This window comes from Bacillus sp. NP157 (genome assembly GCA_018889975.1).
In the GTDB taxonomy this organism is placed as follows: domain Bacteria; phylum Pseudomonadota; class Gammaproteobacteria; order Xanthomonadales; family Rhodanobacteraceae; genus Luteibacter.
Genome location: CP076546.1, coordinates 2370151 through 2382375 on the forward strand (window position 1 = coordinate 2370151; position 12225 = coordinate 2382375).

Annotated in this window: 10 protein-coding genes; 4 read left to right on the forward strand and 6 right to left on the reverse strand. The window is 61.0% G+C overall.

Annotated features, from left to right (window positions below; all coding sequences use genetic code 11):
- Positions 1-57 precede the first annotated feature (57 nt).
- Together KPL74_10920 and KPL74_10925 are read left to right on the forward strand one after the other, a co-directional pair.
- Positions 58-357 carry a hypothetical protein gene (locus KPL74_10920; GenBank protein QWT22487.1) on the forward strand — a complete coding sequence of 100 codons (300 nt, stop codon included), beginning with the start codon at positions 58-60 and terminating at the stop codon, positions 355-357.
- Between the two features lie 314 nt (positions 358-671).
- Positions 672-1448, forward strand: a complete 777-nt coding sequence (locus KPL74_10925) for a hypothetical protein (GenBank protein ID QWT22488.1) — start codon at positions 672-674, stop codon at positions 1446-1448.
- Positions 1449-1485: 37 nt separating this feature from the next.
- Here the strand turns inward: KPL74_10925 and KPL74_10930 are convergent, their stop codons facing one another.
- The 4 genes from KPL74_10930 to KPL74_10945 are packed head-to-tail and all read right to left on the reverse strand — an operon-like array spanning position 1486 to position 7489.
- Positions 1486-4506 (reverse strand): relaxase domain-containing protein, encoded by a 3021-nt coding sequence (locus KPL74_10930; protein QWT22489.1) that lies wholly within the window; start codon positions 4504-4506, stop codon positions 1486-1488.
- Positions 4507-4559: 53 nt separating this feature from the next.
- The gene (locus tag KPL74_10935; GenBank protein QWT22490.1) at positions 4560-6614 is read right to left on the reverse strand and encodes a type IV secretion system DNA-binding domain-containing protein; all 2055 of its coding nucleotides are present in this window, start codon (positions 6612-6614) and stop codon (positions 4560-4562) included.
- Entirely contained in the window at positions 6611-6928 is a 318-nt protein-coding gene (locus KPL74_10940; protein ID QWT22491.1) for a hypothetical protein, read from the reverse strand. The genes KPL74_10935 and KPL74_10940 overlap by 4 nt, the downstream gene beginning before the upstream one ends.
- Entirely contained in the window at positions 6929-7489 is a 561-nt protein-coding gene (locus tag KPL74_10945) for a prepilin-type N-terminal cleavage/methylation domain-containing protein (protein ID QWT22492.1), read from the reverse strand. It lies immediately after the preceding gene.
- Positions 7490-7914: 425 nt separating this feature from the next.
- Here KPL74_10945 and KPL74_10950 point away from each other — a divergent pair, with 425 nt between their 5' ends.
- Positions 7915-9219, forward strand: coding sequence for a hypothetical protein (locus KPL74_10950; protein QWT22493.1), 1305 nt, complete (start codon positions 7915-7917; stop codon positions 9217-9219).
- A 547-nt stretch (positions 9220-9766) separates the two neighbouring features.
- Here the strand turns inward: KPL74_10950 and KPL74_10955 are convergent.
- The gene (locus KPL74_10955; GenBank protein QWT22494.1) at positions 9767-10414 is read right to left on the reverse strand and encodes a murein L,D-transpeptidase catalytic domain family protein; all 648 of its coding nucleotides are present in this window, start codon (positions 10412-10414) and stop codon (positions 9767-9769) included.
- A gap of 484 nt (positions 10415-10898) precedes the next feature.
- Between KPL74_10955 and KPL74_10960 the strand changes: the two genes are divergently transcribed.
- Positions 10899-11762 carry a hypothetical protein gene (locus KPL74_10960; protein QWT22495.1) on the forward strand — a complete coding sequence of 288 codons (864 nt, stop codon included), beginning with the start codon at positions 10899-10901 and terminating at the stop codon, positions 11760-11762.
- A 48-nt stretch (positions 11763-11810) separates the two neighbouring features.
- Here KPL74_10960 and KPL74_10965 read toward each other — a convergent pair whose 3' ends face one another.
- Positions 11811-12044 (reverse strand): hypothetical protein, encoded by a 234-nt coding sequence (locus tag KPL74_10965; GenBank protein ID QWT22496.1) that lies wholly within the window; start codon positions 12042-12044, stop codon positions 11811-11813.
- Between the last annotated feature and the right edge of the window lie 181 nt (positions 12045-12225).

Consider the following 12225-nt stretch of genomic DNA (forward strand, 5'->3'; position numbering starts at 1 on the left):
TGGGGCGGACGCCGATCCATCGATCAACACTAAAGCCCCGATCGCAAAGGACCTACCATGTTGACCACGCTTGCGTTCTTCGTTGCCCTTGCGCCCTCCTCCGGCGCGCAAACGCGGGGCCCCGAATGGACGGGTCAGACCGTCGACGTGCGTGGCTCCGTCATCGCCATGGATGGCACCTGCCGGCAGCTTCAGCTCGACGATGGACGAGGCCGCTTGTGGGCCTGTTACGTCGATGCCGACAAGGCGCCTGGGATGCTCGCGCGGGCGCACGTCCACGGCATGGTCCGCGACACGCGGTGCACGCGCGTAGGGAGCCAGTGGTGGAGCATACCGGTGGTCGCCGGCGTGACGTAGCGACGCTCTCTACCGGTTGATCGCCTCAGGATGACCATTCGGCAGAAATGACCGGGACAAATCGCTTAGCTGGCAGCGCCCGCTTTCACCGGTGTGCCCCGACGGGCGGCTCCCTTGCTTCTTATCCGTTTTCATCCTAAAAACGGATAACTATCGGCATCGACCTCGTGAGTGTCCTAAGCCTGGGCGGCACTGACCGCCTCGATGATCCCCGAGTAGTGCCTCCAATCGAAGACGTCGACACAGCAACACGTGCATAGCGCGACGCGATTACACTACGGACTTGATTGTCATACTGTAGCTAAGGAGGGTGCATGGAGCGTTGTTTTGTCATTCAGCCGTTCGACGGTGGTGATTTCGATGCGCGATATGATCAGGTGCTCAAGCCTGCCATCATCGCGGCCGACCTAGAGCCCTACCGCGTTGATCGAGATCCGGGAGCATCGATACCCATTCAGGAGATCGAGGACCAGATCCGGGCCGCGAGGATCTGCCTGGCCGACATTTCCCTCGACAACCCGAACGTTTGGTTCGAACTCGGTTTCACCATCGCGGCGGAGCGCCCTGTGGTGATGATCTGTTCCGAGCACCGCCAGACGAAATACCCTTTCGATGTGCAGCACCGGAATATCCTCAAGTATAAAACGGGCACCCCGCAGGACTTTAAGGATCTTCAGTCGAAGATTACGGAGCGTTTGACAGCGCTACTTAGGAAGGAAGTAACCCTCCGAGACGCCGCCGCCGGAATATCTAAGCTAACGAAAGTTGATGGCCTTGAGCCACACGAGATGGTGGCACTCGCAGCAATCGGTGAAAACATCTACTCGTTGCAGGATTCGGTCACCCTTTATGTCATTCGGCGCGACTTGGAGAAGGCCGGTTTTGCCGCGTTCGCAGCGGCGCTAGCTGCGAAGGCCTTGGTCGCACACGGCCTTGTCTCTGAAGCCCAGCAACAGGACCGCGAGGGCGACATGGAAACGGTTTATCGTTTTACCGAAACCGGCTGGGACTGGTTAATGGCGAACAAGGCCAAATTCGCGCTCAGGAAACCAAAAAGGGACGCCGCCGCGCTCGGCGACATCCCGTTCTGACATGTGCACTCCGTTTCCTGAGGAGCCCACGTTTAAGCTAGCGGTCGACGCCGCGCCGACGCTCGCTTGGTTCCAGCCCCTGCGCTGATCCTTGGCTCCTTACCCGGCTGGTGATCTGCTCGACCCACGCCTTTACGCGAGTGACGTAGGCGTCCAACGGAGCCTTAGTCTTCGGCGGAGAGGCATTGTTGGCCGCACGCCGCGCCTCAATGCGCTCGCGCAACGACGACCCCGACAGAATTGCCGCAACCTCCCTGGCATCCGCCTCCTTACCCCGTTCGAGCGCGGCGGCGATGGGGAGTGGGGTCGGCGTCTTAACCGCAAGGCCCGACGACTCAAGCGTCGCCGGGCGCTCACGCGCGGACAGGCGAACGCCCTCTTCCGTGGCATTCAGCGCCAGGCGATCCATGCCATAGCGGTCAGCGATCATCTCGAGGTCGTCATGGGCACCATAGATCTTGAATCGGTTTTTCATCCGGCTGAAGCCGACCAATGACAGCTGCTCGTCGGCCATGCCGGGGTTAGCCAGCTGGTAGACCTCGGACACGCTCGCGCCCTGGGCTTTATGCACTGTCGAGGCATACGCCGGCACAAAGCAGTTCCCGCCCTTCAATTCCTCCGTGTTCCAACGAAGCAGACGCCCGGATTGTCCGACGATGTCAGACTCGATGACGGCCTCGACATCGAACCCAATACGCTGTCCCTGCCGGACCGATTGGACAACACAGGTGTCGCCATTCACCACGCCCAAATCTCGCGACCGCCGGGTAAAGGTCAAACGCTCACCTATGGCGACCTTGATGATCTCCGCGTTCGGAGCAGTTACCGCGTAATCGACAGCGCTGAGTTGACCCGATTGCTTCAGGCCCGCGCGCAAGGCCTGGTTAAGGGCCTCCACATCTTGTCGGCTGGCCCCCAACACCAGCTTGTCCTTCATCGGCGCACGGCTGGCCAGCACGTCGTGCACCAACTGGTCCATCGCCTTCTTTTTTGTGTCGTGGCCATCCAACTGACCCTGGGCCTCGAGCTTGCTCCAGATCTTTTGCCCTTGTTCGGCTGCAGCCCGCCGCGAACGAGCGCCCGGCGCGTTGCTGGGCAGTTCGTAAAACAGGTTCGCGGTGTCACGGTCGGACCGGGCTGACTGTCGGCGAATTTCCGTCAGTTCCGCAGCGCCCTCGGCTTGTGCCAAACGCAAACCGCCGCCCCAGTCCACGGGTTGGAGCTGCTTGGGGTCGCCCATGAGCACGAGCTTGCCCTTGGCCGCATCGACATGCTGTTGCAGCGCGACCAGTTGCTCAGTGCCAACCATGCCGGCTTCGTCCAGCAAGAGCACCGACTGCGGCGTGAGGCGAAGCGTGCCTTTATCGATCTGGGTCAACAACGATGCCACCGAAACACTTTCCACCCCCGTTTCCGCTTGCAGTTTTCCCGCCGCTTTCCAGGCGGTGGCCACGCCGATGACGTGCTGGCCATTGGCCTGCCAGGCATCTACGGCGGCCGCCACACTCGTCGTCTTACCGGCCCCTGCGCGTCCGACGAGCACTGCCGTGCCGCCAGAGCCGCTCGTCAAATAGCGCACCGCGTCCTTTTGCTCATTGGACATCTGGAAGCCCTTGCGCGCCTCCAGGTCCGTAATGGCTTGCTCGGTGATGGGAACCTCGACCCGCACCGTCGCGTCGTCGCGGCGGGCTCGCGTGCGGGTCACCAGTTGCTGCTCCAGGTCCACCACCCAGCGCGCGGCGTAGCGAACTTCCGTGTGCTTGCGTCCGGGTGACGCGCTGGCACTGCCCTCGGGCTGGCGAAGCGGGTCGATGTGGACGAGCTGACGGCTCCGGCTCATCCGCTCAAGGAACGCGTCGGCCTCTTTTTCGACGCCGGCGAGATCGAGCTGCCCCAGGTGCTCCTGAGCCAAATGGAAGAGCAGATCCTTTCGGGCAAATACCGCGGTATTCGTATGCAGCTTCTTGAGCAATGCCTCGTCATCGACGGCACCCAAATTGAAGCTGGGTCGGCCCTTCAGTTGGTCGGCCCGCGTCGGCAACTCGGGATGGGCTCGCGCCATCCCGTCAATGGCTTGCGCCCACAGCTGGGTCAACTCCGCGTAGGTCGGTTCGTCTTTCGATTTACGTGTGGCGAGCGTCGCGGCTTGAGCCGTGGCCTCTGGATGCTCGGCCATATAATTAAGCAGGGCGCTTCGCCGCTTGGAAAATGCGTCCCGCATCGACTCAGGAATGCCCGCGACGCGAAGGTAAACCTTTCCGGTTTCACGCCCATCGACGTCCACGTCAGTCACTTTCTCAACGCCGTAGCCCAACGCACGAACCTGATGCGCCAGCTCTGCGCGATACAGCGAGCCCGCGGTCATTTTTTGCTCGTAGAGCGCCTCGGCGTCGAACGTCGACCACTGGCCGTCCTTGCCCTGGGCCACACCATAAACCAAACAATGCGAATGCAGTTGGGGATCCCACGCCGCCGCCCCGTCCTGCACCACCTCCTCGCGGCCCGCGAAATGCGTGTGGCGCGAGACCACCAGACCCGCCACCGGCATCTTATCGACGCCGCCCTTGCCTCGTCGCGTTTCTACTTGCCGCTCGACATACGCCAGCGCCTGTTCCACCGCCCTGTGGTGCGCCTCGAGCAGTCGCTCACGCTCTTGCGGCGGCGCCATGGCATAGAGCAGCGAGAAGGTCTTTTCGCTCGAGAAGGTGAGGTCGAATCCGACGCGGTGGCCTCCCTCCCATTTACCGCGTGGATCACCGTTGCTGTCGAGCACGGGTAACCCTCTCTTGTCGAGCTTAGGTTTCCACCTCGCCTCTTCTCCTGCATTGCGGCAAAGCGGTGTCGTGCCATCGGGCGCGAAGCCACGGGCAAGGTGGTCCATAACGCCAATGTCGACGTCGCCCTGTAGCATGAGGACGGTAGCCCCCTTGCCCGTCCAGCATGAGGACGAGTGGGCTTGGCCATCCTTTCCCACGTAATACTCGGTGGCTTTGAGGTAGGCCAGCACCGCCGTGCTCGAGGATTGGCCGGTGGCGCTGATTCGAGTGATGGAGAGCATATGGTCGACCTCAGGTGGTGTTACATCACCTTTGATCGGAATTTATCAGCGCGCTAGGCCTCGGGCGCTGCAGTCACATCACGCTTCGCGGCGTTTTTAGCCGCCAGGTATTCCCGCTTGTCGAGACGGCGAATTTTGTGATGCGCGGGGACCACGTCGGGTGACTCAAGCGCTTCGGCCGGTGCATCGAACACCTGGCCGACCGACGCGTCATCCACCAACGGGCCGTTGTGCCCAACCGTCGCATCGGGCGCTTCCGCTGCCGGTGCTGCGACGCGCGCCTCGTCGGCCAGACGCCCCAGCAGCTCCTGCTCGGTGCCCATCTCCGGGCTGTGCTCCCCCGCATTCTTGGGCTGCGTCGTCCAGGCGGCGGCCCGATGCGGCGTGCGACGTTGTTGCAGCACCACGCCAGGGACATCAATCATGGGCAAATCGGGACCCAACCCCGCAACGAGCATACGAGAGTAGAACCCATGGGGGAATTCGAGCGAGCGCTTGGTTGTCCGAGGACCTAGCAGCTCCGTGAGCTGATACGGCTGGACCGACGAACGCCACTCTTCGTGAATACTGGAGCTTTCGCCGCTACCGCTTGAGTTCACGGCAAGGATAGAGACGCGCTCCTTCCCCATCAGCTCGGCAATCGTGTCGCGGGATTGGCTCGGCTGAAGGCGACCCACAATGTGGGTGCCGATCATCGACCCCAAGCTATTCTTTGTGGTCGAGCCCCAGACCTCCTCGATTTGATCAAGCGTCTGGCAGCCGCCGACGAAGACCACGCCCTTGCTTCGACCTCGCTCTATCAATTCGGCAAACGGGATAGCGCCGAGGGACGGCAGTTCGTCCAGCACAAAGGCGAGCGTGCGCCCGTGCTCATCGTCCGGCAGTTCCGGGCTAAGCACTCGTGGCGTCAACAGTCGAAGCACCGCTCCATAGAACGCCTGGTTGAGTTCCGCGTTCGGCCCCGCCTGAAGCAAGATTTGCCGGTGGGGACCTGCGTAACCATCCGACGCCCACTCGCGGAAGCTGATGCTGGGTAATCGCGCGCCATCGGTTGAATGAAGCGTGGGCCAAGCCGCCGCCAGGTCAAACAGCGGTTTGCAATACGACGTCACACTACTCAACACATTGTCGGCCTGCTCCCCGTCGTTGCTTACAAGCGCATGGGCGGACGGGTGATGCTTCTCCAATCGCTGCGCCATGGTCTTGCGGTCGGATGCCAATCGGCGTGCCAGCTCACCCCACGTCCACTGACGAGGTAGCTCGTTCTGAAGCGAGATCAACACTCCTTCAAGGATGGATTTTGCGGCATTCGTGAAATACGGATTGCCGTCATCAGACGGCACAATGGCCGACGACAAAATTTGGGCATCGGATGCACTGCGGCAGTCGGCGGCAATGTCCCAAATGAGGGAGCGGGAGTCCCATGGCGAGAACAACGAGACCGTGCCATTCATTCCCAAGAAATACGAGGTGAAATCCGATTTGACGTCGTAGATCAGCGCCCGATGACGCTGCTCGATCAGCTGCTGCACCAGCGGAAGGATGGCCTGCGTCTTACCAGAGCCCGGGGAGCCATAGAGCAGCACGCCGCGGGTCCAGCGCTGCTTCGGCAGCCAGACGCCGCCCAGGTGCATGAAGCCTCGCTCACCGTGACACTCCTCCGCACTGACGCGCGTCAGCTCCGCCTTGGCGTCGGCCCCTTGCAGCAGTCGTGGCCCGGCCAGATGGCGCGTGCGGGACACGGGGACGAGGCCGGCCTTGAAGCGCCACGCCGCGGCGACGAGGGCCACCAGCAGGGCCGGCGCCAGACGAGCATGGAGTGCAGCCACCGCGCGGCCGTCGTAGGCTGGGTTGTCAACGAGCGCGTGACTGTGCGGCGCTACATAGGACAGCAACACCGACGGATAGGCGAAGATCTGGGACAACAAGCCCCCGGGCGGCACCTGCGGCGACCAAGGGAGCGCCCACCATTGGGCCGCCGACAGGGTCACATCCACCCCGACGAGCGCCACAAGCGCGGACAGGAATGCGAGGTCCAGTCGAATGAACGGCACGCTGGGCGCGTGGTTCGCCGGCGGCTTCGAGAAGAGCCAGATTGGGCGGGTCATTGGCGGATCCTCGACTCCCCGGACCAGAAGGCATCCATCCCGACGTTTTGCGTCCGGTGCCGCCGAATTCCCTCAAGCACGTCAATCACGCTCACCCCACGCTCGTCTCGGGCATAAGGGTCAGCTCCGTGCTCCAGCAGATAAACCGCGATGGTCCATTGCACGGTCAGCACCGCCACCAGAAGTGGGGTTTGACCGGCCGTGTTGCGCACATCGACAGCGGCCCCGCGTGCAACCCACTGACGGACCGACGTGAGATCGCCTGCTGCGGCCGCGTCGTGCAGTGGTTGCGAGGGCATTTCAACCATCGTCATTCAAGCCCCCACAAACATCATGGTGACCTGATTTTGCTCGTAGCATTTCTGCACGATCCAGGACGGGTCACTCAGGCCATTAATCGCCACCGAGGTCCCCGAGACCATTACGTAGCCGGGGCTGAACTGTGGGGCGACCGCGGTTGCGAGGTGCGCGCAGACTCTGGACGGGACGTTCGTGTAATTGACGGTAAACCCAAACGTCGTGTTGCCAGGCAAGTAATAATTTCCGCCGATGGTCACGGGTCCAAATGGGCTGGTGAGCGACGTTCGACCGTCCAGCATGTCCGCAGGCGGGACACCCATGGCGATCGCCGCTGCCGTGGATATGCCGTGGTAAGGGTTGGGGCCGAAGAGGCCATAGGTCGAACGGAAATTGGCAGTGATGGTCTCGAGGTGGGTTGCTTCATGGTCCGCCCGAATGCCGTCGCGCACATACGGATACACGATGAACGCCGCGATGGTCAGCAACGTGAGGACGCCGAGGACCAGCAGTAATTCGACGAGGGAGACGCCGGCCTGGCGAGGCGGCGTGCGGGCGGCGTTGACGGGGCGGCGCATGGCGAGAATTCCTACGGGGACTAACCACCGTTGATCGGAATATGGCGATGCGCAAGGCCCCGGGAGTGGAATAGTTACGAGACTTCCCGGGTAGACGGCTAATGCATTTGACGACCTAGCCGTGCACAACATCGGCCTAGGATGGCATTGGACTGGCAAGACCCGAGAGATAAGCCCCGAACCGCGGTCGAGCCACGACGGCGAGGGGTCAAGGGGCAAGACGCAAGACCGAGTTTATCGGCTATAGAAGCGCTGGCCAACTGCTGAGCGGATCTCTCGTCTATTCTCGTTTTCTGGCGCAAACTCAGGGGAGCAAGGCGGCTCCCGTCAGCCCCGTCCGAGCCATACTTGCGACGCTCTCGCTTGCCTGCTAAAAACGCGTGAACCTTGCCTAACCGACTCCGATCGTCCTTACAGGGATCCGTATGTCTGACGTCAATCTACCCGCCGTGCTCGAAAGCACGATTCCGGTGCTTGATCAGCTCACGAAAGCTCTCAACGTGCCCCGTGGCATCCTTGCATCTGATGAGGAAATTCAAACCGCCTGGAGTAATCTGCCTGGCGTGCTGAAGAAAATCCCCGCCGCCCTGCGAACAGAAGGAATGGTTCGCATGTGTGTTGCTATCGCGTCAGGCCTATTCGATAGCGCGATCAACTACATTTGGAATGCTTCGGTCATCGAGCTGCGCGAAAAGGTTAAACGCTTCGGTCTCCCCGTGGTTGCACAAATAACTGGAAAAAATGCGTTTGATGAAGACGCGCTTGTGGATTTCAAAGATGCAGAGCTGCTGTCACTTTGCCTCAAGCTTAATCTCATCACCGAGGACGGCTTCTTCTTCCTAGACCAATGCAGAGACATTCGAAACAATTTCTCCGCCGCCCACCCGGTCGTCGGAAAAATCGATGACCATGAATTCATTGGCTTCGCAAATCGTTGCGCGAAATACGCTCTCGGAAATGAGCAAAATCCCGTCGGCGTCGATCTTTCGGCGTTTGTAATAGCGATCAAAAGTGGAAAATTCTCAGATCAGCAGAGGGAGCAGTGGGCGCATAGAATCCAAAAGACTCACGACGCGCAGCAATATCTTATTTTTGGTTCGCTCCATGGAATGTATAGTGATCCAACCAGTAACGAAGAGGCGCGTGTCAATGCGCTTTCTATTGCCGCAGATTTCTCGACAAAGTTCGCACCCAAGGTTCAATCGGACCTAATCAACCGACACCATGATTACATCGCAAAGGGTGATGAGCAGCGCCACAAGGCGTCGCAGCAGTTCTTTGAGAAGCTCGGAATGCTTGCACTCCTCGGCGAGCACGAAATTCACTCATTAATGTCGAACGCCTGCAAAAGGCTGCTGGGCGTGCACCAGTCGTATGACAATTTTTACAACGAACCCCCCTTCGCAGAGCGACTTCTGCAGTTGGCACAGCAGACGGCAGTTCCAAATACCGTCAAGCCCGAGTTTGTCGAGACTGTAGTGACCGCCGGGACCGGCAACCAATACGGCGTCTCCAACGCAGCACTGGGCGCATACGAGAAGATGATCAAAGGTTTTTCGCCAAGCGAGGTCGAGATCATGCTCGGACTCCCTCAGGCTAACGGCATCATTGGTGCTCGCCTAAACGCCTATGCGTCGTGTCGCGACAGATTCAAGAAGCTTGTGGCGCTCATAGACCCGAGTTCGGTGCCTGCAAAAGCTGCCGGGGCTTATGCGTTCTGGACTAAATAACACTAGAATTTGGTCGATTAATTTCACGATCTAAGATACCTCGAGATTTTTTGCGGGAGTGTGGCAAGGCATCTCAGTCAGATCTTTCCCATCGAAAATCGCAAACGTGGCCACGGGCTCCGCGCACGACTGGGTGCGGTCGCGCGGCCGCCCACCCGAGGCTCATCGCTCGATGTCCAAATGCTCTTCGGCGCAGGGCGAGCAAGCGCCCTAGCCTTCCAGTCGGGCTCGGACGCCGCCGAGGCAAACTCCGCCCGTGGTTCGGGGAGCCAGGAGATCGGCACCCATACGCCGCGCCGGTCGCCCAGTGGGGTGGCCGCAAGCGACCCGTTGGACAACGCAAATTGCGTCGCCAACGCGCACTCCGCCCCCGAGGGTCGCGGCGTCAGCTGGAGCGACCCCACCGCCTCCAGGAAATGCAGGAACTCACCTAACAGGTGAAGTCCCGCCACGCCGGCCAAGAGCGAGCCCAGTTGCGCCGCGATTGAACTGGTCAATTCGTGGTCCTCCAACTCGTCCATGGGGATGAAGAAGTGTGTGACCGCGCTCATATGGTGTCTCCAGGGGTGCACGCGTCGTGGGTCGCGAACGCTCGGCGCCATTCGTTAGGTAGGACCCAAGGTTGGGGGTTCAAGGCGGCACAGTGCGGGATGGGAAGCCCGGGTCCGGCGATGTAAAGGTAAGCGCCGGTCAGCGAGCCCCAGCGTCGCTCGAGGGTCGGCAGGACGATCGCGCTCACCGCCGCACATCCGGCGCTGTGGCCCACGTGCTGCGGTAACACATAAGCCGCTGGATGAAGGACCACATCGCGGGCGAAGGCGTGGGCGTTGGTCAGTGAGAGCCCCCCGAGGCGATAGCTGCGCCCGTGCGCTCCGATGTAGGCAGCGCCAATGCGGTAAAGCCCGAGGGAGGTCATCCCGGACCCCTCCAGGTCACTGAACTGCGTGGCGTGCCCGTCGCGCTTGGGGTCGGACCCAAAACCGTGGGCGACCTGCGTTTGCAAAACCAAAACAGGGTTGGCTGGGTCCGACAGGTCCAGCACCCACAATCGCGGCGCAAGACTCGGCTGCGACATGTCCGCCACCAGCAGGTGGGTGGGTGGAAACCCTAAAGCCCCGCAAACAGCGGACGCCCAGGCTTGCCTGGCAATCGCTGGCGGAAGATCCGGGACGCGGGAGAAATCGGGAATAATCATGGTAGTTCTCTTGGGGTGATATTTGCTTCCTTACGATCCACGTTAAGCGATCTCACCGGATGCGCAAGGGGTCGCGGAAGGGGGCTGCAGACGCCTCACCTACCTTTCCCCCCTATTCCAGATCAGGGGGCAACTCATGGTTTTGCACGGGCGCAAAACCGCACTACCCTTGGGCTTCACTGACGAGGAGCCGACGGATGGCGCAACGGGGATCAATCACCTATGACAGGAAACCGGGGTCGCGATTTGGCACGACCACCTACTACCTGGCGACGACGAGCGATGTGGTTCGCTTTTATCTTTTCGAGGAACCCAAGGAGGGGTCACCTGGGACCTACAGCTTGATCGACCAGTTGGACCGGAGCCGCCTGCAAGGCGCCGGTGACAAAGCCACTGCAAAGGAGTGGGCCAAACGGCTCGGTCTAACCACCTATATTTACGTTCGCGTATAAGCGTTCGTCGCCAAGGGCACAGGGAGTAGGAAATGGAGCGCAGGGAAACGGCGGTCGTTGCCGCCAATATGTGGGGGAGCAAGGAATACCAAGCACGGGCTCGGGAGGCAGTCCCGATCCTGGTGCGGCAGGCCCTGGCGGGGCAGCCTATTTTCTATCAGACCTTGGCGGCCGAATTGGGGATGCCAAATCCCCGAAACCTCAATTATCCGCTCGGCAGCGTCGGCCAGACCTTGGTCGAACTGGGTCAGCAATGGGGTGAGCCGATTCCTCCGTTGCAGTGCCTCGTGGTCAATCAACAGGACGCGACGCCCGGTCAAGGCTTCGGATGGTTCATGCCAGACCCCGAGGGTTGGAAGCGGATGAGCCCTATGGAGCGTCGTCGAACCACCGAGCAGGTGATGCAGCAGATCTATGCTTATCCGAAGTGGTCCGCCGTGCTTGCGGCGCTCAAGCTTGAGCCGGTCAAGAACGACTTCGGCGACTTGCTGAAGCAGGCGGCAAGCATGCGCGCGGGTGGCGAAGGCGAGGCGCATAAGCGATTAAAGGACTACGTTCGTCTGCATCCCAACGTTGTGGGCGCCAAAACGTGGGGCCGTCCGGGCCGAGCAGAGGAACGCCTGCCCTCCGGCGACAGCCTGGACGTGTTCTTTGATGCCGGGGCCGAATGGATAGCCGTCGAGGTCAAGCCTATCGGCTCGGATGAGCCGGACTTGGCCCGCGGGCTATATCAGTGCGTGAAATACACCGCAGTGCTTCGGGCGATGGTGGTGGCCGACCAAGTCAACGTCGACGCGCGTTCAGTGCTGGTCATCGAGGGTCTGCTGACGCCCCGCCTACGGCTACTGAAGACGATGCTGGGCGTATCTGTCATTGAGGGGTTCCGCGTCCCATAAAGAAAGGGCGGCACCATGGCCGCCCTGCTCTTTACACCGTTCATGTCTTTAGCGGTCTCGACCGCCGCGCTCTTTGTTGTCATCGGCTTGCGCGCGGCTGTTATCCCAACCAAATGCACGTGGCGCGCGAGACGGCGCCTCGCGCTCCGGCACCTGCCGGCTTTGCCGTCGGGCATTGATCCGGTCGGCCAATGTGCCGGCCGCAATCTGCCCTTCATCCTGCGCGCGGTCCAGCCGCGCAGGTAACTCTTGCTTCAAATAATTTCGATCGAGGATGGACATTTTTTACTCCACAGTAGTAGTAGTTGCTGTGCCTAGCCGCCGCGCGCGGCGGCTGGATGGGACCTCGGGTTTACGTGGGGTTGGCTTCTCCGGTGGTCCGACACGATAGGGTTCGGGATGCGGCGCGCGGTCTGTCTTCGCCAATTGCTGCAACTGGTCCGCGAGCTGCGTTTTGATGTAG

Excerpts from the sequence above, each read along its gene's own strand:
- KPL74_10960 (QWT22495.1), top strand. The coding sequence starts at position 10,899 with ATGGAGCGCAGGGAAACGGCGGTCGTTGCCGCCAATATGTGGGGGAGC.
- KPL74_10920 (QWT22487.1), top strand. The coding sequence starts at position 58 with ATGTTGACCACGCTTGCGTTCTTCGTTGCCCTTGCGCCCTCCTCCGGC.
- KPL74_10925 (QWT22488.1), top strand. The coding sequence starts at position 672 with ATGGAGCGTTGTTTTGTCATTCAGCCGTTCGACGGTGGTGATTTCGAT.
- KPL74_10940 (QWT22491.1), bottom strand. The coding sequence starts at position 6,928 with ATGACGATGGTTGAAATGCCCTCGCAACCACTGCACGACGCGGCCGCA.
- KPL74_10945 (QWT22492.1), bottom strand. The coding sequence starts at position 7,489 with ATGCGCCGCCCCGTCAACGCCGCCCGCACGCCGCCTCGCCAGGCCGGC.
- KPL74_10930 (QWT22489.1), bottom strand. The coding sequence starts at position 4,506 with ATGCTCTCCATCACTCGAATCAGCGCCACCGGCCAATCCTCGAGCACG.
- KPL74_10950 (QWT22493.1), top strand. The coding sequence starts at position 7,915 with ATGTCTGACGTCAATCTACCCGCCGTGCTCGAAAGCACGATTCCGGTG.
- KPL74_10955 (QWT22494.1), bottom strand. The coding sequence starts at position 10,414 with ATGATTATTCCCGATTTCTCCCGCGTCCCGGATCTTCCGCCAGCGATT.
- KPL74_10965 (QWT22496.1), bottom strand. The coding sequence starts at position 12,044 with ATGTCCATCCTCGATCGAAATTATTTGAAGCAAGAGTTACCTGCGCGG.
- KPL74_10935 (QWT22490.1), bottom strand. The coding sequence starts at position 6,614 with ATGACCCGCCCAATCTGGCTCTTCTCGAAGCCGCCGGCGAACCACGCG.